The following is a 25,998-nucleotide window of genomic DNA, read 5'->3' as shown; positions in this document are numbered from 1 at the left end:
TGAATTCTGTCTGGCCACCGGGCGTCCGGGGGAAGGTGCCGGCAGCGGATGACGCATACCTACGCGTTCGACCGGATCAGGATTAGCCGCCTCTTGTTTCATGCGGTGATGAATCAGACTCAACAATGTGATAGAGGGCGAATTCACCCAGCCTGCCCACCCCACCTCAGGGAGCACCTGCCCACACCATGCAAATCCGCCGCGCCGACCTCGCAGATTTCGCTTATTTCATTGAAGTTGCACGCCATCGCAGCTTTCGCCACGCGGCGACCGAACTGGGTGTGACACCATCCACGCTCAGTCATGCCATGCGCGGACTGGAAGACCGGCTGGGCGTCCGATTGTTGAACAGAACCACAAGGAGCGTGACACTTACCGCGGCCGGCGCGGACCTGCTCTCCAGTATCCAGACCCCGTTTGAAGAGATCAGCGAGGCGGCGGAAAACCTGAACCGGTTTCGCGAGACCCCGGCTGGCCGGGTGCGGATCAATGTCCTGGAAGATGCCGCCACCCTGATCCTGGCACCGGTCATCCCGATCTTTGTCGAACGCTATCCGGATGTGGAACTGGATATCAGCGTCAATAACCGGCTGATCGATGTGATCGAGAGCGGGTTTGATGCGGGCGTGCGCTATGGCGGGACGGTTCCGGAAGACATGATCGCCCAGCGCCTGTCCGCCGACATCCGCTGGATGGCGGCTGCCTCACCGGCCTATCTGGACCAGTTCGGCCAACCAGACCATCCCGGCGCGCTGAGCCAGCATCGATGCGTTGGCATCAAGCTGGGCAATAACCAGATCTATGACTGGGAATTCGAGCGTGACGGGGAAGAGGCCACCATTGCAGTGGGGGGCCATATCACTGTGGATACCAGCCATGCCCTGATCAGCCTGGCGCTGAACGGCGTGGGCATCGTCTATGGCGTTGAACCGGTCCTGCGGCCCTATCTGGATTCAGGGCAATTGAAGCCCGTCCTGCCGGACTGGGCCCCGATGGGGCCGGGTTGCCACATCTATTATTCCAGCCGCCGCCAGGTGCCGACCGGGCTGCGCCTGCTGATCGACCTGATCCGCGAGATCAAACCTCTGGGGCTTTAGACAACCCGTCTAGAGACGCACCTGCGCAGCCGGCCCGACGACTTCGGTCTCTGACTTTAGATAGGTGAGAAAATCGCTCAGCGGCATGGGGCGGCCGATATGGTAGCCCTGCGCATAATCGGCCCCCATGCCCGCGAGGATGGCGACGGAGTCCGCCGTCTCAACCCCTTCGGCCACAACTTTGAGACCCAGGGAATGGGCCAGGTCGATCGTCGACTTGACCAGTAGCCGGTCTTCCCGAGACTCATCCAGCTTGAGTACGAAGGCCTTGTCGATCTTGAGCTCCTCGGCCGGGATGGAACGCAGATAGGCCAGAGATGACAGTCCGGACCCGTAATCATCGATCGCGATGATAATGCCCGCTTCGCGCAATTGCGCCATGTGGTGCAGCGCCTGTTCCGGGTTTTCGATGACGGCCGTTTCGGTGATCTCGAAGCAGATCCGTCCGGAGTGCTTGCGCAGCCGGTCCAGCGCGGTGGCGATGAAGCGTGCATCCGAGATCAGGCGCCCCGACACATTGACCGCGATCTGAAGGTCAAAGCCAGCTGCTTTCAGCCGCACCTGGTCGGCGATGGCCCGGTCCAGCACCCATTCCGTCAAGGGCAGGATATGGCCGGTTTCCTCGGCCATCGGGATGAAATCATCCGGTCCGATAAAACCGAGTTCGGGGTCTTCCCAGCGCAACAGGGCTTCGCAGGACTGGATGGTCTGCGTGCGAAAATCATATTTGGGCTGATAGCTGAGATAGAGATGCCCGGCATTCAGCCCCTCGGACATGCGGCTCATCAGCGAAATCTTGCGCGTTGGATCGCCATAGGCTTCGGCGTCAAACCAGGCGAGCCGCTGCTGCCTGCCCCGTGCCTGGTCTATCGCGACACCGGCGCATTCGATCACGGTCAGGCCGGCCCGGGCCATACCGTCCAGACCGGCGACGCCGACCGTGGCGTGCAGGTCAACGGGTTCCTGGCGCAGGATAACAGGCGCATTGGCGCTCTCGACAATCCGGGCTGCCAGCGCGTCGATCTCGGCCCGGGAATCGGCCGTCAGGACCAGGCCGATCGCATCCGTCGACACCCGTCCCAGCCGTGCATTCGGACAGAGCGCCTCGAGGCGCCGGGCCAGGCTGATGACCATCTGGGAGGACAGGGCGAACCCGATCGCCCCGCGCACCTGGTGAAAGCGGTCAATGCCGACAGAGATCGCATAGACCGGGCGCTGGTCTTCGGCTTTCGCCAGATCGCTGACCGCCTGCTCCAGGGCCTGCAAATTGGGCAGACCGGTTTCCGGGTCGTGCAGGGCCAGATGGGTGATGCGTTTTTCACGGGCCGCGATCTGTTCGCCCATCGCGTTGAAACTGTGCGCCAATCGGGAAATTTCGTCCTGCCCGTCAATGGCCAGGCTGGAGGCCTGTCCCTTGGCCAGGCGTCCCGCTGCCCGCTCAAGCGCCTGGATCGGTTTTGACAATCCCCGGGCGATCAGCCAGCTACCGAGGAGAATGACTGCCAGCCCCACCAGGCCTGCGGCCAGAAGGCCGAGCATCATGGTGCGGAAGGGCGCCATGGCCTGGGCCACCGGATATTGCAGGACCAAGAATGCGGAAACGGAATCGGACAGGCTGTTCACCGCGATGGCGCTGACCAGATGCTTGCGGTCCAGCGAATAGCCGACCGTCTGCGTGCCGGCCTCACGGCCCATCAGGTTTTGCCAGTCATCACTGTCGCCGCCGCCGGGCATCGGGACAGCCGCACCGGACTGCCAGAACAGACGTGCCTGCAGGGGAATCGCCGACAATTCGGTCAAGTCGTTCAGGCCCTGGGTAGACAGAGAATAGGCGAACACGACCCAGCCCACATGGGTGGGGGCCCGCACAGGACGCGCGACCGCGTGAAACGCCGCACCATCCAGCAGAACCACACCACCGGCCGCATCCCGACCGGTCAGGCTGGCCTCGATCAAGGCCACGCCCTCGTCCGAAACGAGACCGCCGGCACCAATAGCTTGTCCCTGCTGATCAATGACGAAAGCCACATCGAACTCGAACCGCTGTTTCAGATTGTCCAGAGCCGACTCGATGGTGGGGACATCCGCGGTGGCCACGGCCGCGCGAAATCCGAAATCCCGGGCCAGAATATCAGCTGCATCCCCCATCTGGCGGGCATTGAGCGCCCAGATTCGGTCAAACACGGCGGCGGTGGCGGCCATCTCATCCTGGACGAGACGCGCGGCACTGCGCTGGACCGTGTAGAATGAGGCCCCCGCCGCAGCCAGGATGACCAGGGCAAACAGACCCGCATAGATGACGGCGAGCTTGGTGCGAAGGGAGCGAAAGCGCATCACTCCCCCTAGCGCTGGCCGTGCAGGTCGAGCGTCACAGCGAGTTCCGCGCCGCCCACAGGCGCCTCCAGCACGACCTGGTTGTCCGCGGCATTGGCATAGGGATGCCAGACCGTAACCGGTCCCGCCGTCGCGCTGATGACCGCAATGCCATCGGCATTGGTCACCGCGGCGTGGGGCGTGTCCACGACCCGGATGAAGGCAATCATGTCGTCATGGATGTTGCAGCCGATGGGGACATTCCCGTCGGCATCGAACACGACGGTCCGTTCCTGCTCGCGCCCGTAGAGTTCCAGTTCGAAGGCGTTGCCACGCGCAAAGGAATAGACGTGATGACGGACCCGGTCCCGGTTGGGAAAGACGACTTCCGCGCCTCGCGGGACGACCAGGACAAAGGGATCGAACTGGAGATGGTCCTGCGCCATTTCATAAACGACGTCCTGCGGCTGCGCCGGCAGCTCGCCGGGCAGGCTCACCACGGCATGCGCCACAGGCTCACCCGCTGAGTCCGTCACCCGGACGGTGATGTCATCCGACAGGGCGGGCCCGGACAGGACGAAAAGGGCGAGAAGGCCGAAAACGCTTTTCATGACGGCATTAAAGCCGACTGATCTTGAGATCACGTAAAGCCTAGCGCGTGACAACATCGCGATGCATCGGCGCCAATCGGGCCAAGAGCCGGTTCTGCATGGCGAACGGAATGCCTTCCGCATCCATGGCGTCCTGCAGATTTTCGACCAGCGCGTTGAATTCGCGCGTCGTGATGCCGTGATCGCGATGCACCGAGGCCATGTCGCGGCCGGTATAGTGACACGGCCCGCCAAGGAGGTAGCAGAATTGTTCGATCAGCGTCCGGCGCAGACGCGGCCAGTCGGACGCCCGAAAAATACCCTCGATCCGCTCATCCTGCTGGACCCGCTCCAGCAGACCGTCGACCACGCGGGCAATCCCCGCCTCGCCACCGAAAGCGGCAAACACGGCCGGATCCTCGATGGGCGCCGCACCGGCATTGGCATCGGATGCGATGTAGGGGTCCACTTCCAGCTCGCCGGGGACAGCATGAGGCGGATGGGATTGTGCGATCGCGCCACTGCAACACGCCGCGATCAGGAGGCTGGCAGAAAGGATATGTCGGATCATGGTAGCGGCCTCCTAGAAACCGGCCTGGATCGAGAAATAGAGGCCACGCTGATCTTCGAAGGTCACAATCGACCCGAGATCGACATAGGCCGCTGTCAGGGTGACATGCTCATTGACAGCCCAGGCGGCGAACACGTCGAACCAGTCATCTTCGCCAGCAATGCCCAGATTGTCCGGCTTGAACCGGTATTCCGCCCCGATCAGCAGGCGGCGATTGACCAAATAGCCAGCGGAGAATTCGCCCGCGAGTTCATAACTGTCTTCGACATCGCCCCCGAAACCCAGAATGCCGAGCTGGTTGGCCCGGGTCGCGCGGAGGGTGGCATTCAGCAAAAGGCTGTTGTCGAGATAGATTTTGGTGGCCGCGAGATAGAGATCCAGCCCTTCATCATCCTCGGCACCGATCGCGGACAAGACCGCGCTCTGATTGTTGATCTTGTACTGGGCGCCGATGGCCAGCTGCGGCACCCAGCTGTCCTGGCCGTAGACCGCATCGCCCAATAGGCGGAACTTCGCACCGAAGACATCCTGCTCGAAGGTGAAGCCCTGCCCGAGGCCGAGCGCGGCGCCGACCGCCTCGGTGTCGAAGGTCTGGCGCGTGTAGGACAGTTCGAACCGGTCATAGAAACCAACCGCCACGCCCTGGGCGGAAAAGCTGTAATCGGGCAGCTCGACCCAGGTCGCATGACCGGTTCCGCCGATACCCCGTTCGGTCTCATTGCCGGTGATCAGCGCCCAGCTGGCCAGGCCGCCGCCACCAGCGCCCTCCACGGTGGAAATACCGCGCGTGAGAAGAAGCTTGCCGCCCCAATCCGTTGCGTCGGCTGCGGGACTGGCGAGGCCGGTCAGCGCCACCACCGAAATCAAGCACGAACGCACTGTCATAAAAGCCCCCAAATCCGACTGGGATACTGCAGCCCTGTGTCGGTAAGAGGCTAGATTTATTCGCTTTAAAAACCGATTAAGATAGTCGGGATTTCGCGCTCACGTGTGCTCGATATGGTAAAGCCATTGCAGATGGCGTTCGAAATTGCGCAGGACTTCCCGGATGATCTGCACCTTGGAGAAGCCGTAGACGCAATAATGCTGGCCGCCATCGGAGAGGAAGACCTCGGCGCGGGCATAGTCGGAATCCGCATCCGCTTTTGACAGCTCGCCCGTCTCGGCTTCCGGGGTCGAGAAATACGGGGCCGGATAGGCGATGCGTTCGACGCGGAAGAGAAATTCCGGTTTCTCCTCATCCTTGACCCGCAGCGAGGCCAGACCTTCGCCCGCCTCCTGTTCGACCTCATAGCCGTAAGAGCGCAGCTCGTCGGCGACCTCGGTCAGGGCGGTGGCGACCGTGTCGGCGATATAGGTGTCGACCTCCGCGCTGGTCGGGCGCGAGAACATGTTCTTCAGCCGCGCCTTCCAGGGCATGGCCGCGCCCTCGACCGGCAATTGCGCCGCGGTCTTGCGGCCGGCCCGCCGGGCGGTCTCCAGCGACCAGGCCCGCAACAGGCCGAAGAAGGCCAGGATCAGCACGAGGGTGAAGGGCAGCGCGGCAGCAATGGTCGCTGATTGCAGGGCAGCCAGACCGCCCGTGACCAGAAGGACGGCTGCGACCACGCCTTCCAGCAGGGCCCAGAACAGGCGCTGGGAGACCGGCGGTTCCAGCGAGCCGCCCGAAGCCAGGGTGGACTTCACCAGAGAACCGGAATCCGAGGAGGTCACGAAGAAGGTCGCCACCAGGATGACCGCAACCGTCGAGATGATCGGCGTCAGCGGCAAATGTTCGAAGAAGGCAAAGAGCGCCAGCTCGCTGGTGCCATTGCGCACCGTGTCGAGCATGGCATCGGCATGGCCGGCGAGGGCCAGGCGCAGGGCGCTGTCGCCATAGACCGTCATCCAGAAGAAGGTGAAAAGCGTCGGGCCGATCAGCACGCCGAAAATGAATTCACGCACGGTGCGGCCGCGCGAGATGCGCGCGATGAACATGCCGACAAAGGGCGACCAGGAAATCCACCAACCCCAGTAAAAGAGCGTCCAGGACCCCACCCATTCGCCATCACCATAGGCATCGAGATTGAAGGTGAGCGTGGCGAACTGGTCGAGATAATCGCCGATATTCTGCACGAAGGCGGAGATCAGGAAGAGGGTCGGCCCGGTCAGGAAGACAAAGGCGATGAGACCGATGGCCAGATAGAGATTGATCTCCGACAGGCGTTTGATGCCCGCATCCAGACCGGCCACGACCGACAGGGTGGCAAAGCCGGTGATCACCACGATGAGCAGGAGCTGGACCGGTTCGGAGATCGGCACGTCGAACAGCGTGTTCAGACCGGCATTGATCTGGGTGACGCCAAAACCCAGCGAGGTGGCGACACCGAACAGGGTTCCCAGCACGGCGATCGTGTCGACCGTATGGCCCATCCAGCCATGGATGCGGTCGCCGATCAGCGGATAGAGGGCCGAACGGATGGTCAGCGGCAGGCCATGCCGGAAGGAGAAATAGGCCAGGCTGAGCCCGACCACGACATAAATGCCCCAGGCATGCACACCCCAGTGGAAGAAGGTGAGGACAATGGCTTGGCGGGCCGCCTCGACGGTTTCCGGATCACCTTCCGGCGGAACGAGATAATGGGTGAGCGGTTCAGCAACGCCAAAGAACATCAGCCCGATGCCCATGCCGGCCGAGAACAGCATGGCGAACCAGGGGCCGAAACCGTATTCCGGCTGGCTGTCATCCGGCCCGAGCTTGATCCGGCCCCAGTCGGAAAAGGCGACGATCAGCAAGGCGACCAGGAAGAAGCCGACCCCGACAGAGTAGAGCCAGCCTGTGGTCTCGGTAATGGCGACCTGGATATTGCGGAAAATCTGTTCCGCCTGATCCCCGGCCAGGACCGAATAGGCGACCCCGACAAACACCAGGATGGCGGCGGGGAAGAAGACGGCGGGTTCGATCTTGCGCATGGAGGGACATCCTCGCTTTCGGGTCGGTGTCAGGCAGGAGTGCGATAGGTCTCAAGCGCCGGTCCCAGCGCCTGTTTGAGCGGGTCGAGATGGGCTTCGAAATGCCGCCATTGCTCGATCCCGCGCGTATTGATGGGCTGTCGGACCTGTTCGGAACTGGCCGTGCGGACCGCCCGTTCCGTGGCATGGAAATCGAGGCAGGCCTGTTCAAACGGCAGGCCGCAATAATCGAGAATGCGCCGGACCTGGGTTTCCAGATCAGCAACGACATCCTCGTACTGCACGCGCAGGATCTGGCCCGGCAGGACCCGGTCCCAATGATCCATCAGCTCGACATAGCCGCGATAATAGCGGCCGACTTCCTCAAGCCCGTAAGTGAATTCCTGGCCCTCGGCGAAAAGCTGTTTGAAGCCGGAGAAGCAGCAAGCCATCGGCTCGCGGCGGGCATCGATGATCTTCGCATTGGGCAGGATCAGCTTGATCAGGCCGATATGCCGGAAATTGTTCGGCATTTTGTCGGTGAAGAAGGGCGCGCCGGCGCGGTGGATGCGGGTGTTCTCGATATAGTCTTCGCCCAACTCGCGCAGCTGGTCCGCGTCCAGCTCATGCAGGATGCGCGGATAGCGCGTCCGGTCAGAGCGATTGCGGCCGCGCAGGCGGTGTGACAGGGCCAGGATATTGGGCAGTTCCAGCGTGCCATCGACCTGGCTGTGCGAAGCCAGGATCTGCTCCAGCAGGGTGGAGCCAGCGCGCGGCAGGCCGACGATGAAGATCGGGTCCGGCGCGTCACAGCCCTGCCCGCCCTTGTTCGCGAACAGGTCCGGCGTGCACAGGCTGGCCTGGGCTTCCAGCTCTTCGTCCATCTGCTCCGCCGTATAGCGGGTCTGGACCTTTTTCAGCGCATTGCCGCGCTCGTAATAGGAGAAGGACGCGTCGTAATCCTTGCGATCCTCGAAGGCCTTGCCCAGCGCAAAACAGAGATGGATGCGATTGGCAAAGGTGAGATCGGACGAGGCCTCCTGGGCCTGCATCGCGGCCATCTCATCATCGGTGAAGAGATAGGTTTTCAGATTGGCCAGCCCGTACCAGGCATCGCCATAATCAGGCTGAGCCGCAAAAGCGCGGCGATAGGCAGCGACGGCCTTGTCCTGCCGGCCCAGCGTCTTGAGCGCATGGCCGCGTGACGTGTGGGTCGCCGGGTCCTCCGGCAGGTGTTTCAGCACGCGATCGAACAGGTCCAGCGCGCGCTGATAGTCGCCCGTCTGCATGCTCTCGATCGCATAGTGCGACTGGAAGAGCGGATTGTCCGGATCCGTGTCGTAAAGATGCTTCGCCTGCGCCAGGGCGGCTTCGAATTTCTGCCGTTTGCGCAGGATCTGGATATGGTCGAGGCGAAGCTGGGTATTGTCCGGCTCGAACTCGATGGCGCTTTCCAGCAGGAAATCGGCATCCTCCAACACGCCGAACCGGTTGCCGAGCTCGGCCAGGAGGCGCATGGCCTCGACATGGTGCGGGAATTTCTGGAGGAAGGCCCGGCAGAGCTTCTCCGCCTTGAGCAGCTTGCCTTCATAAAGCAGGTGCGTGACCGAAATCAGCTCGCGCGGCAGGGCCGCGATCCGCTCGGCCTGGGCAGAAGCACCGCGCGCTTCGGCGGCACGGCCGGCCGCGTTGAGCAACTCCGCCTGGGCCCGCCAGCTGGCGACCAGGGCCGGGTTGAACTGGCAGGCGCGCTGATAGGCGATGATGGCCCGCCCGGTTTCGCCCAACTCGCGCAGGAGATGGCCTTCTTCCTGGAAGGCCCGGCCGAAGTCCGGCGCGGTCCGCTTGATCCGGTCCAGCGCGTCGCGGGCGGCGTCGAAACGCTTGAGATAGCGGCAGCAAACCGCCTGCATGTAGAGCGCATCCGTATGGTCAGGCGCAGCATCCAGCACCGGCCGGATCGTCTCCAGCGCAGCCTCGAACCGGCTTTCATACATCTGCTTTTGCGCTTCACTCAGCGCCTGGACATGGCTGTCCGTATCCTCTGACACGCTATCGGACCCCGCCGGTGTTGAAGAACGCAGAAAGCGTCCCTTTGCAGGGACGCTTTCCATTGTGGCCATCGGCCGCAAGCTTGTCAGGGCCTAGTACTGCACCCCGACGCGCACGCCGACCGTCCGCGGACGGATGATGGTGACCTGCTCGCGGTCGAACACGAAATTGTTCGCCATCTCGCCGCGCTCATTGGTCAGGTTGTTGGCGAAGACCTCGACCGACCAGTTTTCACCGGTCAGACCGGTCGAGAAGTTCAGCGAGGCATAGCCTTCGATCTCGGCCTTGTTGATCTCGATCACGTCGGACCAGCTGTCGTCGGTAATGGTGATCTGCGGCATCACGTGTGCGGTCATGCCGTTTTCCAGGAACCACTCATAGCGGGCCCGCAGATTGGCCTGATAGCTCGGCGCGAAGGCCAGCTCGGACCCGGCGACGACGTCATTGGTCGGCGTCAGGACTTCGGTGATCTCGGTGTCGAGAATGGAGAAGGCGCCGACGACCGTCAGGCCTTCGATATCCACCGGCGCCCAGGTCACTTCACCCTCAATACCGCGGATTTCGGCATTGGCCGCATTGTCCGAGAAGAAGAGATTGGTGATGGACGGGTCGAAAATCGTCGTCTGCAGATTTTCGATCTCGACGAAGAAGGCATTACCGTTGAAACGGACCTGATTGTCGAAGAGGTCGGTTTTCCAGCCGAACTCGTAATTGGTCACGTCATCGGTATCGAGCGCGTAGGGCACGGTATAGCCGCCGGGGCCGGCAGCGCCGCCCGGACGGTTCAGCAGACCCGGACGGAAGCCTTCCGACACGGTCGCGTAGAAGAGCAGGCCATCGGCCGGGCGCCATTCCAGCGTCCCCTTGAAGATGAAGCCGTCGGTGGCCGCCGTGTCCGGATTGCCGAACGGATTGTCCGGCGCATAGAGGGCGGAGATGTTCGTACCGAAGGCCTGGGCATCCGTCGTCTGGCCGAAGTTGAAGAAGGAGGAGTTGGCACTGCCTTCCAGATCAACCTCGATATCGTAATAGCGGGCACCCACGGTCAGGGAGAGCTGTTCGGTGACGTCGAACGTGGTCTCGCCGAAGAAGCCGAACTGGGTGTCCGTGCGCAGCACGTCATTGCGGAAGATGACGCCGGCCGGGAAGGGACCCGGATCGGAGAAATAGCCCGGCGATGCATTGCCGACTACGCCGGTGACCGCCGTATTGGTCAGCGGGTAGTTCGGACCGAAGCCGGTGGTCACGCCGTCAAAGGAGATGGCGTATTCCGACCCCGGATAGGTGAAGTCGTTCAGCTCGGCCACTTCCATGTCGGAATAGAAGCCACCGAAGGTCGCGCGGATGCGGCGGTCTGCCGGCGTGTTGAAGCGCAATTCCTGCGTGAACACGCTGGTATTGGTGCCGGAGTTCACGAACAGGTTCGGCGCCTGACAAGTGCCGGACGGTGCGGCGGCACCCGGATAGGTCACCGAGCCGTCACAGATATAGTAAGGCAGATACTGACCGACGAAGAGATAGTCGGTGTAGTCGACACGCTGATCGGTTTCGCGGTCCGTATAGGCACCGGTATAGACCATTTCCAGCGCGCCGAGGCGGCCTTCCAGTGTCCAGCTGGTATTGTGGAAGTAGTCGTCCAGCTCGTCTTCCTCAAAGCGCGAAACTTCCAGATCGTCCAGGGTCGGATCGACAAAGAAGACGCCTTCGGAGTCCAGCTGCTGCTGCATGTGCATGACGGTCAGCGACCAGTCGGCATTGAAGTCGTACAGAGCGCTCAGACGGAAGCCGGAATAGGTCGTGTCGTTGAAGTTCTTTTCCAGCAGGTCCGAATTATTGGCGTCGATGAAGGTGACGCCGGACAGGTCGGCGGTGGACTGGAAACCGGCGCGCGTGGCGCTGACCGGAACGCCATTGGCGCGGACCGTGCCGGCCGGGCGGAAACGGGCCGATTCAGACGCGTTCACCGTGCCCGGGACATTGTCGATATAGCCGCCCTGATTGTCGACATAGACGACACCGCGCAGGGCGAAATTGTCGGCGACCGGGACATTGACCACGGCCTCGACCTGGTTGGACATCTCGCCATCCTGCGTGAAGGACACGCCGAAATTGGTGGAGGCGAAGAAGGCCGTCGGATCCGGGCGATTGGTGATCAGGCGTACCGTACCGGCCTGCGAGGAGGCGCCGTAGAGCGTGCCCTGCGGTCCGGGAAGAACCTCGACCCGCGCCAGGTCGGCCGCGTAGACGTCAAGGTTACGGCCCGGCTGGGAGACCGGCTGTTCGTCGAGATAGAGGGCCACATTCGGGGCCAGACCGGCCACACCGGCCGTCGTCAGGTTCGGCGTGGTGGAGGCCAGGCCGCGGATATAGATGGTCGACTGCCCCGGGCCTGAGCCACCGGCCGTGACGCCCGGCAGCTGCTGCAGATAGTCGGTGAAGACATCAACGCCCAGCTCGTCCAGCGTCTCTTCATTCATCGCGTTCACGGCCAGCGGAATGTCCTGCGTGCTCGTTTCACGCTTGGTCGCGGTAACGGTGATCACGTCGACCTGGGCATGGGCGACGGCCGTCCCGGCAAGGGAAATGGCGGCGGCGGAGAGAATGGTCGTTGTAAGTGCGCGTTGCTTCAGCATGATGCGGATGCAGCCCCTGTTTTCTCGGTTTCGGTATGGGAATTAACCCTCGTCTAGAGAGTCCCGCGGAACCTGGCCAGAGCTGCTTTGAGCTGGAAGCACTTCCGCACGCATCAAAGCTTTGACCTCATAGCAAAATGCGCGCGCCTTCCTCTTGATTCAATGGCGCTTTTTAGCAAGCGTTACATGTATGCGACACCTGAAAAGCAATTATACCTTTCATGGCCAAAGCATTTTTGCGCCGGAAAATTTGCCGTATTCAAAGCAATCCGAGGCGCCCGCGCGCGCCGGAGTTGGAAACCCGACAAAGCGGGGCTAAAGGAAGAAAAACAAGTTTGGTCAGACAGGCATGAGCGATCACGACGAAATCCTTGTCGCCCTGCGGCGCATCACGCGGGCGATTGATCTCCAGTCCAAACGGCTGGTGAAGGCGACCGGCCTCACGGCGCCTCAGCTTGTGGTCATCGACACGCTGCGCAAGCGCGGCGACATGTCGCCCAGCGCGATTGCCCGGGCCGTGTCACTCAGCCAGGCCACGATCACCTCCATTCTCGACCGGCTGGTTCAGGCCGGCCTGGTGGAGCGCGTGAAAAGCGATACCGACAAGCGCGTCGTCATGGCCAAGCTGACCCCCAAGGGCGTCGAGGCCAGCGACAATTCGCCCGAATTGCTGCAGGCGGGATTCCTGCGATCCTTCCGCACGCTGCAACCGTGGGAACAGAACATGCTGATCGCCTCTCTCCAGCGCATTGCCGAATTGATGGATGCCGAGGAATTGGACGCCGCGCCCTTCCTGGAACCGGGCGAGCTGCACCCATGAGCGACACGCCGCTGGCCGGCCTTCGCGTCGTCGAACTGGCGCGCATCCTGGCCGGTCCCTGGATCGGGCAGACCCTGGCCGATCTGGGCGCCGATGTGATCAAGGTGGAAGCCCCGGCCGGGGACGACACGCGAACCTGGGGACCGCCCTGGATCGAGCATGAGAGCGGCCGCTCGGCGGCCTATTTCCATTCCTGCAATCGCGGCAAGCGGTCGATGATCGCGGACTATCATGACGCGGAGCAGCTGGAGACGGTGAAACGGCTGATCGACCATGCCGATGTCGTGATCGAGAATTTCAAGGTCGACGGGCTGGCCAAGTACGGGCTGGACTATGACAGTCTGAAGGCCCGCAATCCGCGCCTGGTCTATTGCTCGGTGACCGGGTTCGGACAGGACGGACCCTATGCCCACCGGGCGGGTTATGACCTGGCCATCCAGGCCATGTCCGGCGTGATGGATCTGACCGGTGAGGCGGATGGCCCACCCCAGCGCCTCGGCGTCGCCTTTGCCGATGTCTTCACCGGGCTTTATGGCACTATCGCCATCCAGGCCGCCCTCGCCCAGCGCGAACGCACCGGCAAGGGCCAGCATATCGACATGGCGCTGCTGGACACGATGATCGGCGTGCTGGGCAATCAGGCGATGAATTACCTCGCCACGGGCAAGACGCCCAAGCGGATCGGCAATGCCCATCCCTCCATCGTGCCTTACCAGGAATTCCCCTGCAGCGACGGCCATATCATCATCGCCTGCGGCAATGACGGCCAGTTCGAACGGCTCGCCGGACTGCTGGAACTGGGGGATGATGTTCTGGAGGCCAACCGGACCAATGCCCAGCGCGTGGAGAACCGCCCGGCCCTGACCGGACAGATCGCGGACATCATGCAGCACAAGACGCGCGAGCACTGGCTTGCAGCGCTGGAAGAGACGGGCATTCCGGCCGGCCCGATCAACACGGTGGAAGAGGCCCTGAAAGATCCGCAGGCGGTCTATCGCGGCCTTGTCATCGAACGGGACGGGATACCGGGCATCCGCTCACCCATGCGCTTCTCCGATGCGCCCATCGGCGAAACGGGACGTTGCCCGGGACTGGGCGAGCATACGGACGAGATCTTGGCGGAACTGGCGGCGCTGGAAGGGCGGTAGGGGCTTTCTCCCCATTTCATGGGGAGATCAGGACGCCACTCTGAAGCGGATTTTTCCCGGACGCAGCCCGGCCTTGAGCCGGGCGTAGTTCCGGGACCGACCGCAAGACATCCCAAGCGATGAGTTTACCGCAGGTCCCGGACAGCGCTTCGCGCTTCCGGGAAAAATGGAGGTGGGAGTTTGGGCACCCCTCCTCGCCCATCAAGGGCGAGGAGGAAAAATGCCATCGTCTAGTTGAAGGTCTCGCCCTTGGCGGCCTTGTCTTCCAGGAGTTTGCAGACCTCGGCGCCCTGGGCTTTCAGGCCGGCGACGACCTTGTCCAGACCGATCGTGTCGGCCCAGAACATGGGACCACCCGTGAAGGCCGGCCAGCCATAGCCATTGATCCAGACCGTATCGATGTCGGAGGCGCGCTGGGCCATGCCCTCTTCGAGGATTTTCGCGCCCTCATTGATCATCGGGAAGAGGAGCTGCTCGCGGATTTCCTCCTGGGAGAAGACGCGCTGTTCCAGGCCGGACTTGGCCGCGAACGCATTGATGATCTCTTCCACTTCCTTGGACGGGATGGAGCGGCGGTTCTCGTCGTAGTCGTAATAGCCCTTGCCGGTCTTCTGGCCGCGGCGGTCACGTTCGCAGAGCACATCGCGAATGGTCTCACCCTTGGAATTGGCCTTGTCCCAACCCAGGTCCAGACCTGCGAGGTCGGACATCTGGAACGGGCCCATGGGCATGCCGAAATCGGTCAGAGCCTTGTCGACATCCCACGGCTTGGCGCCCTGCAGGATGATGGCCTGGGCGGCGCGCTGGCGCGGCGAGAGCATGCGATTACCGATGAAGCCGAAGCAGACACCGGACACGACCGCGACCTTGCCGATCTTCTTGGACAAATCCATCGCCGTCTTGAGCACGGAGGGCTCGGTCTTCTCGGCGCGGACGATCTCCAGCAGGCGCATGACATTGGCCGGCGAGAAGAAGTGCAGACCCAGGACGGAGCCTGGACGCTTGGTCTCGGCCGCCATCTCATCGACATTGAGATAGGAGGTGTTGGAAGCCAGGATTGCGCCCTGTTTGACGATACCGTCCAGCGTGCGGAAGACCTCTTTCTTCACATCCATATTCTCGAACACGGCCTCGATGACGAGGTCGCAATCGGCCAGGTCATTATAGTCCAGCGTCGGCGTGAGCAGATCCATGGCCGCCTTGACCTGGGCTTCGGTGAAGCGGCCCTTGGCGGCGGAGCGCTCGTAATTCTTGCGGATGATGGAGACACCACGATCCAGGGCTTCCTGCTGGCGCTCGACAATGGTCACCGCATATCCGGCGGTGAGGAAATTCATGGCAATACCGCCACCCATCGTGCCGGCACCGAGAATGCCGACCTTCTTGATCGGGATGAGCGGCGTGTCTTTCGGGATATCATCGATCTTGGCCGCCGCGCGTTCGGCGAAGAAGACATGGCGCAGCGCCTTGGACTGGGTGCCCGAGACCAGCTTGCCGAACAATTCGCGCTCTTTCTTGACGCCCTCGGCATAGGGCAGGTCGATGGCAGCCTTCACCGCCTCGATGCAGGCCTCCGGGGCCTCGAAACCCTTCATGCGGCGCATCTGGGCCTTGCGGAATTCGTCGAAGAAGGGGGCATCCGACGGGATATCCTTGATCTTGTCGGTACGGGTGGAGGACACCGGGTGATCGGACTTGCCAGCCACGGAACGGGCGAAAGCAATACCGGAACCGGCGAGGTCATCCTCGGCCACCAGTTTGTCGACCAGGCCAATGCTCTCGGCCTTGGCCGCAGAGATCGGATTGCCGGTGACGATCATCGGCAGGGCATCGGCGACGCCGACCACGCGCGGCAGACGCTGCGTGCCACCGGCACCTGGCAGGATGCCCAGCTTCACTTCCGGCAGGCCCAGCTTGGCCGAGGCCACGGCGATCCGGTAATGGCAGGACAGGGCAACCTCGAGACCACCACCCAGCGCCGTGCCGTGAATGGCCGCGACGACCGGTTTGGCACTGGCCTCGATCTGATCGACGACCTCCGGCAGGGAGGGACCGAGCGGCGGCTTGCCGAACTCGGTGATGTCGGCGCCGGCGAAGAAGGTGCGACCCTCGCAGTTGATGACCACCGCCTTGATGGCGTCATCGGCGGCCGCTTCCTTGATGGCATCAGCGAGCCCGGCCCGCACGGCCTGACCCAGCGCATTCACCGGCGGATTATTGGACGTAACGACCAGGACGTCACCGTCCTTGCGGGTGGTGATCACGGACATGCCTGTCTCTCCCTCATTCATTCTTTTCGGCGGCTTTGCGCCTGATCTCAGTGGCTGCCTGGCCCGACATCAAGCATGGCTGCGCGCCGGGGCCAATCTGCGAAGACGCATACCCTGTATTCGATACACAAAGCAAGCGCCGACATTCACAGGCGTTGGCCTTATTCCCTTGTGGGATTTCCGCTCTCACCTTATTGTTCGCTATACAAAGATAATAGCAAACCGAAAACAGGATTGCCGGGGATGGAAAACACGAATGAGACGCCGGACACGGCGTCAGCATACCAATTGCCCGAAGGTTGGCCCAAAGCCTCGCTGGACCAGATCCAGGGGGCTTTGTGCGCACCGGAGATGCGCTTCGAGATGGAGACCGTGGAAATCCGCGGCATTCCCACGCGCACCTGGAAGAATGCACTGCCCGCCCTGCCCGAGCTGGCCCGCCACGGCGCCACCCATGGCGAGCGGCTTTTCACCATCTATGAGGATGAGCGCGTCACCTATGACGCCTGGTTCAAGGCCGTCGCCGCCCTGGCGCACGAGCTGCAGGAACTCGGTGTGACCAAGGGCGATCGCGTCGCCCTGATCATGCGCAATCTGCCGGAATGGCCGGTCGTGTTTTTCGCCGTCACCAGCCTGGGCGCGATCATCGTCCCGCTGAATGCCTGGTGGACGGGCGCAGAGCTGGCCTACGGGCTGAAGAATTCCGGCGCCAAGGCGCTGATCTGCGATGCCGAACGCTGGGAGCGGATCTTGCCCAGCCTCGCCGAACTGCCGGACATGGAACATGTTCTGGTCTCGCGCTCGGACGCCCCGCTCGCAGCCCCGGCCCGGCGGCTGGAAGACGTGATCGGCGGCCCGAAGGATTATGCCGGCCTGAAACAGCAGGACCTGCCCGAGGCGGAGATCGCCCCGGACGATCCGGCGACGATTTTCTACACGTCCGGCACCACGGGAAATCCCAAGGGCGCACTGGGCACGCACCGCAATATCCTGACCAATATCCTGTCCTCCGGCTATGCCGCCGCCCGGTCCTGCCTGCGCCGCGGGGAAATGCCGCCGGAGCCGACACCGAAAGTCTCGCTGACGGTCATCCCGCTCTTCCATGTGACGGCCTGCAATGCAGGCCTGATGGGAACGATCTTTGCCGGCAACACCATGGTCTTCATGCATAAATGGGATCCGGTGAAAGCCTTCCAGATCATCGAGAAGGAAAAGGTCAACACGACCGGCGGCGTGCCGACGATCGCCTGGCAGCTGATCGAACACCCGGACCGCACGAAATATGATCTGTCCTCGCTGGAGGCGATCGCCTATGGCGGCGCCCCCTCGGCCCCCGACCTGGTCCGCAAGATCAAATCCGTTTTCGGCGCCCTGCCCGGCAATGGCTGGGGCATGACGGAAACCTCCGCCACCGTGACCAGCCATTCCTCCGAGGACTATCTCAACCGGCCCGACAGTTGCGGCCCGGCCGTTCCGGTCTCCGATCTCAAGATCATGAGCCCGGATGGCACGCGGGAGATGCCGGTCGGTGAGGTTGGCGAGCTGTGGGCCCGCGGCCCGCAGATCGTGGCCGGCTATTGGAACAATCCGGAAGCCACGGCGGAGACTTTCGTGGATGGCTGGATCAAGACCGGCGACCTGGCCAAGCTGGACGAAGAAGGCTTCTGCTTCATCGTCGACCGGGCCAAGGACATCATCATTCGCGGCGGCGAGAACATTTATTCCACCGAGGTGGAGAATGTCCTCTATGACCACCCGGCCGTGACCGATGCCGCCCTGATCGGCATCCCGCACCGCACGCTGGGCGAAGAGCCGGCCGCTGTCGTCCACCTCGCGCCGGGCCAAAGCGCCAGCGAGGCCGAGCTGCAGGACTGGGTGCGCCAGCACCTGGCCGGATTCAAGGTTCCGGTCCGGATCCTGTTCTCCGAGGAAACCCTGCCGCGCAATGCCAATGGCAAGATCATGAAGAGCGATCTCAAACCCATGTTCGAAGCCGAGATCGAGGCGCGACAGGCGGCCGGGGTCGCCTGAGCGGATCACCGACATCGATAAAGCAGAGACGGACCCGGAAAACCGGGCCGTCTTCATTCAAGGGGAGTGAATGCAATGAGTTTGCTTGCAAGCCTGTTGACGGCGGGAATGACCAGCCTAGCCCAGCCGGGGGGATATACACCGCCGGATTATGACGAGCCCAGCCACTGGCTGTGCCGCCCGGGCCGCGAGGATGCCTGTGCCGTCAATATCGACGCCACCATCATCGAGGCCGATGGCAGTACGACGGTGGAGCCGCATGTCATCGCCGAGGATCCGGCGATCGACTGTTTCTACGTCTATCCGACCGTGTCGAATGACGAGACGCCGAACAGTGACCTGGTCGCCAATGACGAGGAGCACCGGGTGATCGAGGCGCAATTCGCGCGCTTCAATTCGGTCTGCCGCCCCTTCGCCCCGATGTATCGCCAGGTCACGCTGACCGCCCTGCGCGCGATGATGGCAGGCAATACGGATACCGGCGCGAATGGCGCAATGGGCTATCTCGATGTCGCCGCTTCCTTCCGCCACTACATGGAAAATGACAATGACGGCCGGCCCTTCGTGCTGATCGGTCACTCCCAGGGCACGCGCATGCTGACCCAGCTGGTGGCCCGCGAGATCGACGGCCAGCCGATCCAGGACCAGATGCTGTCCGCCCTGCTGATCGGCTTCAACGTAACCCAGCCGGTCGGTGCAGAGACCGGCGGCGCCTTCCAGTCCGTCGCGCCCTGTACGGGTCCGGAAGATACGGGCTGCGTGATCGCCTATGTCAGCTTCCGTGAGACCAATCCGCCGCCGGAAGGCTCGCGCTTTGCCAATACCGGCGACGACACCACGCGCGTCATGTGCACCAATCCGGCCGATCTGTCCGGCGCGCACGGCAATGTGGAATTCAACGCCTATCTCAACACGCGCAGCGCCTTCACCTCGTCCGGCGTGATGGGCGAATGGATCGAGGGCGGTCCGGAGATCGAGACGCCCTTCGTGAAAGTGCCCGGCCTGCTGTCCGGCGAGTGCCTGGACAATGAGCACGGCCAATACCTGGCGCTGAGCGTCCATGGCGATCCGTCCGATCCGCGCACCGACACGATCGTCGGCGATGTGATGACGCCGGACGGCAATATCCTCGCCGACTGGGGCCTGCACCTGATCGATTTCGGCATCGTGCAGGGCGATCTCATCGAATTTGTCGGCGCCCAGGCCGAACTTCACGGCGCGCACTGATCCGCAGCACAGCGCAAACAGAACGGGCGGCCCCTCGGGACCGCCCGTTTTCTTTGGCACATAGCTCGGCGGATCAGACGAAGATCGCGACGCTCTGGAAGCCGGACATCACCAATTGCCCGTCCGCATTCCAGACCTGCATGGCCTGGCTGGACGTGCCATTTCGCGCATAATCGGCCTCAGCCCGGGTCAGCCACCAGCCATCCTTGGTGGCCGGCTGATCGGTGAGGAAATTGACCATCCAGTTCACCGTGGAAATCGGACCAAACTCCTTGGCCAGCATCATCGCTGCCGGCGGCAGGGCATCACCGATCGCCATCAGCTCGACCGCCGGGTGCAGACCCTCACGCTCGCGCAGGCAGCACCAGCGCTGGATCTCCGGCTTGCGCTCGTCGGACTTGGGCACGGAGTGGCGCAGGTCGAAATTATTGACGAAGAAATTCGGGTCCGGATGCTTGGCCACCGGAACCGCCTCTTCGACCGGGATCGGATCCGCCTTCATCGTCTGGTCCAGATCAATCTCGCTGTCGATCCGGATCATGAAGACAAAAAGGCCACGCGTGGACGGTTTGCCATCGCAATACAGGGTCGCCTCGATGAAGGCGGCCGTGCGCCCGCGGCGCAGAAGCCGGGTCTCCACTTCGACATCACCCACCACCGGGCCGATGAAGGCGATCTGGGCAGAGCGCAGGGGCGGCAAGTCCGGCTCCGACCGCATCGCCGCTTCCAGACAGAGCGCCGCCGAAAGCCCGCCAAAGGCCGTGCGGCCCTGCAGCCAGGATTTGGGAACATGGGCGGTGAAACCGCCGCCTTCCCGGGCGGTCGTGGAATTGAGGATCTCGGGAAAGGTCACGCTGCAGGTATCTCCTCGGCCAGGGCTTCGGCCTTTGCGAACAGGGCCGGATCGATCACGAGACCCGATGCGGCAGCATTCTGTTCCAATTGTTCCGGACGGCTGACGCCGACAATGGCGGCGGCGACATTCGGCTCCCGCAGCACCCAGGCCAGACAGAACTGGGCCAGGGTCACGCCGGCCGCCTCGGCCAGGGGTTTCATGGCGTGAACGGCTTCGATCACTTCCGGACGCAGCCAATGACCCATCTGCCGGTTCATCGTGTCCTGGGCGGCGCGGCTGTCACCCGGCAGGGGCTGACCCGGCACGTATTTGCCGGACAGGACACCCTGGGCCAGCGGCGACCAGACCACTTGGGAAATCCCGTTGGCCGCACACAGGGGAATGACTTTCTCTTCCGGCCGGCGCCAGAGCAGCGAGTATTGCGGCTGGCTGGAGACGAATTTTTCCACGCCCGGCAGGTCGAGCGAGGCCTGGATGTTCGCGGGCGACCATTCGGAAAAACCGAGATAGCGCACCTTGCCCGATGTCACGGCGGCGCTGAGCGCCTCCATGGTTTCCTCCAGCGGCGTATTCTTGTCGTAGCGATGGCACTGGTAGAGATCGATATAGTCCGTACCCAGGCGTTTGAGCGACGCATCGAGCTGTTTCTCGATCTGGGCCTTGGACAGTCCGTGCTCGCCGCCCTCCATCGGGAAGAAGACCTTGGTGCCCAGGATATAGTTGTCACGCTGGCGGTCCTTGAGGGCCTCGCCCAGCAGGCTTTCCGCGGCACCGACACCATAGACATTGGCCGTGTCGATGAAATTGATCCCGAGATCAAACGCCTTGTCGATACTGGCAATGGCCTGGTCGCGCTCAATGCCGACGCCGAAGGTGAGCCATGTGCCCAGTGCGATCTCCGACACTTTCAGATCGCTGTCGCCGAGTTGTCTGTACTGCATGGGTCAGAACCCCCTGATCATGACGGATTGGGTTTTTGCGCCGGCCCGGCGGTCCGCGGAGATGGCCTGGTAGTCCGGCCCCTCCAGGAAGTCGCGGGCTGCGGCTTCATCGGCGAATTTCATGACAACGACCTTGTCCAGCTCACCTTCGCCTTCCAGCAGAACCGGGGCTTCATCAGCGGCCAGAACCTGAATGCCGCGCTCCATGAAAAGCTTCGTCGCGGCCGCCTGATAGGTCCGATAGCGGGCCTCATCGGTGAAGTTCAGCATCGCAATCACGTAAACGCTCATGGCTCCATCACCCCTTTCAGGCCCATCTCGACTTCCCGCACCGTTCCCGGTGCCACCGGATGGGAGGAAGACAGGCCGCCATCGACGCTAATAGCCTGCCCATTCACATAGGATGCGGCGTCGGAGGCGAGGAAAAGCGCCATCGCGGCAATCTCCTCCGGCTGCCCGCCCCGGCGCATCGGGTTGAGCTGGCCGATCTTGTGTTCCTTGCCGGCGGCCCGGGCCATGTCATAGGCCGGCTTGGTCATGCCGGTTTCGGTCAAACCCGGGCAGACCGCATTCACGCGCACGCCGGTTCCGGCGAGGCTCTGGCACGCCGTCTGGACCAGATTGATTACACCCGCCTTGGAGGCGGAGTACTGGGCCGGGCCGGCGCCGAACCGCAGTCCTGCCACCGAAGCCGTGCAGATGATCGACCCGCCGCCCCGTTTGATGATCTCCGGCGCGCCGTGCTTGATCGCCAGGAAGGGGCCAATCAGATTGACCCGCAAGGTCTCCGCCCACACTTCCGGCGTGCCTTCGAAAAAGCCCCGCAGGCCGCCGGTGATACCGGCATTGGCAAACAGGACATCCAGCCCGCCATGGGTCTCGACGGCCGTCTTCACGGCGGCGATGACATCCGCTTCCGAACCCGCATCCATCTGCACGGCCACGGCTTCGCCACCGGCATCCGTGATGGCGGATACGGTCTCTTTCACGCCCTCGGCGAGATCGCAGGCGACGATCTTCGCGCCGGCCTTGGCGAACATCAGGCTGGCGGCGCGGCCAATGCCCGAAGCCGCACCTGTGATCAGCGCAACCTTGCCTTCAAGGCTCATTGTCGCGGCACTCATATCGTGGTGCCGCCATCAACGACGATCATCTGGCCATTGACGTAGGAGCCCGCATCGGAGGCCAGGAAAACGGCCGCTCCGGCCAGCTCTTCCGGCAGACCGATCCGGCGCATCGGGTGACCGGAATTGAACGCTTTTTCCGCTTCCGGATTGTCCCACAGGGCCTTGGCAAAATCGGTGCGGATCAGGCCCGGCGCGATGCAATTTGTGCGGACATTGTGCTGGCCGTATTCCACCGCGTAATTGCGCGCCAGCTGGAAGTCGGCGGCCTTGGACACATTATAGGCGCCGATCGTCGGCGAGCCGCGCAGGCCGCCGATGGAGGACACCACGATCAGCGCACCCTTCTTCTGCTCGATCATGTCGGGCAGGCACATCTGCATCAGCCAGTGATTGGACAGGATGTTGTTGTCGAGGATCTTGCGGAATTGTTCGTCGGAAATGCCGCCAATCGGCCCGTAATACGGGTTGGAGGCCGCATTGCAGACGCAGATATCGATCTTGCCGAAAGTCTCGCGCGTTTTGGCGACAAGGGCTTCCAGCGCCTCCTTCTCCGAAATGCTGGCCGGGATCGGCACGGCCTTGCCCTGACCCTTGGCATTGATCGCGTCGGCGACCTCTTCGCAGACCGGCCCCTTGCGGCTGGAGATGACGACATTGCCGCCATGCGCCGCGAATTGTTCGGCAATGGCGCGGCCGATCCCGCGCGAGGACCCGGTAATGATGGCGGTACGGCCTTCAAGGCTGAACAAGGACATGGAGCTCTCCCCTATCGATTTTATCGTTTGTTATCCGTGAATTACTTGGCGCCCGCCTGACGGGCGAAATCCCAGGCGGCCTGCGCCAGCGGCACCACGCGGGCCGCAGCGGCCTCGGCCTGATCGCTGGAGGCATTGCCATCAATGATGCGCTTCTTGATGCCCTGGCAGATGCCGACAAGGCGGAAGAGATTGTAGGAGAAATACCATTCCAGCTGGGGCACGCCGTCGCGCCCGGTCAGCTCGCAATAGAGCCCCACCATCTCCTCGATGCTGGGAATACCGGTGGCGGCATGATCCACCCCGGCCAGACCGGCGCCCTGCCCGGACGGCAGGAACCATTGCATGGCCAGATAGGTGAAATCGGCCAGCGGATCGCCCAGGGTCGACAATTCCCAGTCCAGCACGGCGCGGATATCCGTGCCGTCCGGGGCGTACATCGCATTGTCGATGCGGTAATCGCCATGGATGATGGAGACACGTTCCTGCTCCGGCACGGTTCCCGGCAAATAGTCGATCAGCTTTTCGACTTCCGGCACCGTCTCGGTTTCCGAAGCGCGATACTGCTTGGTCCAGCGCCCGACCTGACGGGCGAAGAAATTGCCGGGGCGGCCATAATCACCCAGGCCGATCGCTTCATGGTCGATATTGTGAAGCTGGGCCAGGGTGGAAACGAGATTGCGGTACATCTCGGTCCGCGCCTGCGGCGTCTCATCGGGCAGAAGCCCATTGGCCAGCGAGCGCCCCTGGACCATTTCCATCACGTAGAACATGGAGCCGATGACGCTGTCATCGTCACACAGCGCATAGGGCCGGGCGACCGGGAAACCCGTCGGGTGCAGGGCGGAAATCAGCTTGAATTCGCGATCCACGGCGTGGGCGGACGGCAGGAGCGGCCCGAAGGGCTTGCGGCGCAGGACGTAATTCCCGCCCCCGGATTCCAGCCGATAGGTCGGATTGGACTGGCCGCCGGGGAATTTGTGCAGCGAGACCGGGCCGGAGAATCCGTCGACCTGCGTCTTCAGCCAGGCTTCCAGCCGGCCCAGGTCGATTTCTTCCGCGCCCGGCAGCGCATCGGTTTGAGACGCCATGAAGCTGTCCTCCCTCTTGGTCGCAAAAGCGATCTGTTTGCGCGAGAGGCTACAGCATACCCTTTCCTCGGTAAATGCGGAGAACCGGTATGCTGCACATGCGTCCTTCTTCCTTGAAAGATATGGCAAGAAAGGCTTTCGCAGCGCAAAACAATATGTCGCAGATTTCCATACCGTTTCTGCTATGATGCAAAGACGAAGGAAGAGGCTAGAACAGTTCGCAGTTTACGTGACGGTCAAGGCGAACTCTGCTAAGCGAATGATATGAATGCTAATCTTAAAACCGCGGACAACGCGAAGACGCGACGCTTCCAGCAAAAGCGCGAGATGATCCTCGACGCCGCCGCCGTGCTGATCAACCGGCATGGCGTACGCGGCATGACTTTTGTGGATGTTGCGCAGCTCGTCGACCTGAACACGACCAGCATTACCTACTACTTCAAGCGCAAGGAATTGCTGGCCGCCGCGGTGATGGAACGTTCGCTGCAGCGCATCGAAGCGCTGGTGGAAGAGGCTAGCCAGGGCAAGGATCCGCGCGAACGGATTGCGCGCTATATCAAGCTGACCTTCGACCTGCAGGCTTCGATTGCCAAAGAGGATGACCGGCCCATCGCCTTCATCTCCGATATTCGCGCGCTGAACGAGCCCTATAATACCGACCTCACCCAGCGCTATGTCGAAGTGTTCCGGAAACTGCGGACCTTCTTTGACAAGCCGCGCACCGAAACCGAACGCGTTCTGGGCACGATCCGCGCCCATGTTCTGGTGCAGAACATGTTCTGGCTGCCGGCCTGGATTTCCCAGTATTCCACCGGAGATTACGACCGCGTCTGCCAGCGCATGATCGAGATTTTCGAGCACGGGTTTGCCAAGGCGGATTCCGCCTGGGCACCGCGCCTGCTGCAGATTGATGAGGGCTCGCTGAAAGTCGGGATTGAGGGCATGCCGGGCAATTTCGCTCGCGCCGCCACCTTCCTGATCAATGAGCGCGGCTATCGCGGCGCTTCGGTGGAACAAATCGCATCGGAACTGAATGTCACCAAGGGCAGTTTCTATCACCATCTGGAAGCCAAGGACGATCTCGTCCTGGAATGCTTCCGCCGCTCCTATGGCCGGATTTCCCTGGTCCAGCGGGCCGCGGCACAGGCGGATGGCGATCACTGGCAGCAGGTCTCGTCCTCCATGGCGACCCTGCTGAATGCCCAGCTCTATTCGGAATTCCCGCTCTTGCGGACCACGGCCCTGCAAGCCCTGCCGACCGAGCTGCGCGATGATGTAATCGACAGCTCCAACCGCATGGCCCGCCGCTTTGCCGGCATGCTGATTGACGGGATCTCCGAAGGCTCGATCCGTCCGATCGATCCGCTGGTGGCCTCGCAACTGATCATGGGCTCACTCAACTCGGCCTATGATTTGCGCAGCTGGGCCCAGCGCATCGCGCCGGAAAAAGCGCTCGCGCTTTATGGCTCGACCCTGGCCTACGGCCTGTTCGCCGACCCCAAATCGATCTGCGCCGACTGATCCTTTCCGGATTTGGACGCCACA

Annotated in this window: 20 protein-coding genes; 6 read left to right on the top strand and 14 right to left on the bottom strand. The window is 62.5% G+C overall.

Annotated features, from left to right (window positions below; translation table 11 throughout):
- The first annotated feature begins 188 nt into the window (after positions 1 to 188).
- Complete coding sequence (locus I0K07_RS04115) at positions 189 to 1,097, top strand: LysR family transcriptional regulator (RefSeq protein ID WP_203291562.1); 909 nt, start codon at positions 189 to 191, stop codon at positions 1,095 to 1,097.
- A 9-nt stretch (positions 1,098 to 1,106) separates the two neighbouring features.
- Here I0K07_RS04115 and I0K07_RS04110 read toward each other — a convergent pair whose 3' ends face one another.
- The 7 genes from I0K07_RS04110 to I0K07_RS04080 form a co-directional block, all read right to left on the bottom strand.
- Positions 1,107 to 3,431 carry a putative bifunctional diguanylate cyclase/phosphodiesterase gene (locus I0K07_RS04110; RefSeq protein ID WP_203291561.1) on the bottom strand — a complete coding sequence of 775 codons (2,325 nt, stop codon included), beginning with the start codon at positions 3,429 to 3,431 and terminating at the stop codon, positions 1,107 to 1,109.
- An 8-nt stretch (positions 3,432 to 3,439) separates the two neighbouring features.
- Entirely contained in the window at positions 3,440 to 4,021 is a 582-nt protein-coding gene (locus tag I0K07_RS04105; protein WP_203291560.1) for a cupredoxin domain-containing protein, read from the bottom strand.
- Between the two features lie 40 nt (positions 4,022 to 4,061).
- Complete coding sequence (locus I0K07_RS04100) at positions 4,062 to 4,571, bottom strand: group I truncated hemoglobin (RefSeq protein ID WP_203291559.1); 510 nt, start codon at positions 4,569 to 4,571, stop codon at positions 4,062 to 4,064.
- Positions 4,572 to 4,583: 12 nt separating this feature from the next.
- Complete coding sequence (locus I0K07_RS04095; RefSeq protein ID WP_238934516.1) at positions 4,584 to 5,456, bottom strand: DUF3034 family protein; 873 nt, start codon at positions 5,454 to 5,456, stop codon at positions 4,584 to 4,586.
- A gap of 99 nt (positions 5,457 to 5,555) precedes the next feature.
- Entirely contained in the window at positions 5,556 to 7,523 is a 1,968-nt protein-coding gene (locus I0K07_RS04090) for a BCCT family transporter (protein WP_203291558.1), read from the bottom strand.
- A 29-nt stretch (positions 7,524 to 7,552) separates the two neighbouring features.
- Positions 7,553 to 9,553: a sulfotransferase gene (locus I0K07_RS04085; protein WP_203291557.1), complete on the bottom strand. Its 2,001-nt coding sequence runs from the start codon at positions 9,551 to 9,553 to the stop codon at positions 7,553 to 7,555.
- Between the two features lie 93 nt (positions 9,554 to 9,646).
- A complete protein-coding gene (locus tag I0K07_RS04080) occupies positions 9,647 to 12,187 on the bottom strand; it encodes a TonB-dependent receptor (RefSeq protein WP_203291556.1) in 2,541 nt (846 codons plus the stop codon).
- A gap of 349 nt (positions 12,188 to 12,536) precedes the next feature.
- On the opposite strand from I0K07_RS04080, the gene I0K07_RS04075 reads away from it, so the two are divergent.
- Both I0K07_RS04075 and I0K07_RS04070 read left to right on the top strand, forming a co-directional pair.
- Positions 12,537 to 13,007: a MarR family winged helix-turn-helix transcriptional regulator gene (locus tag I0K07_RS04075; RefSeq protein ID WP_203291555.1), complete on the top strand. Its 471-nt coding sequence runs from the start codon at positions 12,537 to 12,539 to the stop codon at positions 13,005 to 13,007.
- The gene (locus I0K07_RS04070) at positions 13,004 to 14,155 is read left to right on the top strand and encodes a CaiB/BaiF CoA transferase family protein (protein ID WP_203291554.1); all 1,152 of its coding nucleotides are present in this window, start codon (positions 13,004 to 13,006) and stop codon (positions 14,153 to 14,155) included. Before I0K07_RS04075 ends, I0K07_RS04070 begins: the two co-directional genes overlap by 4 nt.
- Positions 14,156 to 14,385: 230 nt before the next feature.
- Here I0K07_RS04070 and I0K07_RS04065 read toward each other — a convergent pair whose 3' ends face one another.
- Positions 14,386 to 16,425: a 3-hydroxyacyl-CoA dehydrogenase NAD-binding domain-containing protein gene (locus I0K07_RS04065; RefSeq protein ID WP_203291553.1), complete on the bottom strand. Its 2,040-nt coding sequence runs from the start codon at positions 16,423 to 16,425 to the stop codon at positions 14,386 to 14,388.
- A gap of 243 nt (positions 16,426 to 16,668) precedes the next feature.
- Here I0K07_RS04065 and I0K07_RS04060 point away from each other — a divergent pair, with 243 nt between their 5' ends.
- Positions 16,669 to 18,456 carry a class I adenylate-forming enzyme family protein gene (locus I0K07_RS04060; RefSeq protein WP_203291552.1) on the top strand — a complete coding sequence of 596 codons (1,788 nt, stop codon included), beginning with the start codon at positions 16,669 to 16,671 and terminating at the stop codon, positions 18,454 to 18,456.
- Between the two features lie 75 nt (positions 18,457 to 18,531).
- A complete protein-coding gene (locus I0K07_RS04055; RefSeq protein ID WP_203291551.1) occupies positions 18,532 to 19,683 on the top strand; it encodes a DUF3089 domain-containing protein in 1,152 nt (383 codons plus the stop codon).
- Positions 19,684 to 19,756: 73 nt separating this feature from the next.
- On the opposite strand, the gene I0K07_RS04050 is transcribed toward I0K07_RS04055, so the two are convergent.
- From I0K07_RS04050 to I0K07_RS04025, 6 genes are read right to left on the bottom strand one after another with little or no spacing between them, the layout of a single operon-like run.
- On the bottom strand, positions 19,757 to 20,536 hold the full coding sequence (locus I0K07_RS04050; protein ID WP_203291550.1) for an acyl-CoA thioesterase domain-containing protein: 780 nt from the start codon (positions 20,534 to 20,536) through the stop codon (positions 19,757 to 19,759).
- Entirely contained in the window at positions 20,533 to 21,480 is a 948-nt protein-coding gene (locus I0K07_RS04045; RefSeq protein WP_203291549.1) for an aldo/keto reductase family protein, read from the bottom strand. Before I0K07_RS04045 ends, I0K07_RS04050 begins: the two co-directional genes overlap by 4 nt.
- A 3-nt stretch (positions 21,481 to 21,483) precedes the next feature.
- The gene (locus I0K07_RS04040; protein ID WP_203291548.1) at positions 21,484 to 21,771 is read right to left on the bottom strand and encodes a DUF1330 domain-containing protein; all 288 of its coding nucleotides are present in this window, start codon (positions 21,769 to 21,771) and stop codon (positions 21,484 to 21,486) included.
- Positions 21,768 to 22,604, bottom strand: coding sequence for an SDR family NAD(P)-dependent oxidoreductase (locus I0K07_RS04035; RefSeq protein ID WP_238934514.1), 837 nt, complete (start codon positions 22,602 to 22,604; stop codon positions 21,768 to 21,770). The genes I0K07_RS04040 and I0K07_RS04035 overlap by 4 nt, the downstream gene beginning before the upstream one ends.
- Complete coding sequence (locus tag I0K07_RS04030; protein ID WP_203291547.1) at positions 22,601 to 23,362, bottom strand: SDR family NAD(P)-dependent oxidoreductase; 762 nt, start codon at positions 23,360 to 23,362, stop codon at positions 22,601 to 22,603. The genes I0K07_RS04035 and I0K07_RS04030 overlap by 4 nt, the downstream gene beginning before the upstream one ends.
- Before the next feature lie 41 nt (positions 23,363 to 23,403).
- Positions 23,404 to 24,453 carry a phosphotransferase family protein gene (locus I0K07_RS04025; protein WP_203291546.1) on the bottom strand — a complete coding sequence of 350 codons (1,050 nt, stop codon included), beginning with the start codon at positions 24,451 to 24,453 and terminating at the stop codon, positions 23,404 to 23,406.
- Positions 24,454 to 24,717: 264 nt separating this feature from the next.
- Here I0K07_RS04025 and I0K07_RS04020 point away from each other — a divergent pair, with 264 nt between their 5' ends.
- A complete protein-coding gene (locus I0K07_RS04020) occupies positions 24,718 to 25,974 on the top strand; it encodes a TetR/AcrR family transcriptional regulator (protein ID WP_203291545.1) in 1,257 nt (418 codons plus the stop codon).
- Positions 25,975 to 25,998 lie beyond the last annotated feature (24 nt).

The sequence above is a fragment of the Maricaulis parjimensis genome (genome assembly GCF_016817355.1).
GTDB lineage: Bacteria > Pseudomonadota > Alphaproteobacteria > Caulobacterales > Maricaulaceae > Maricaulis > Maricaulis parjimensis.
Note: the sequence above shows the minus strand (reverse complement) of the source record. Positions and strands in the feature narration are given on the sequence as shown.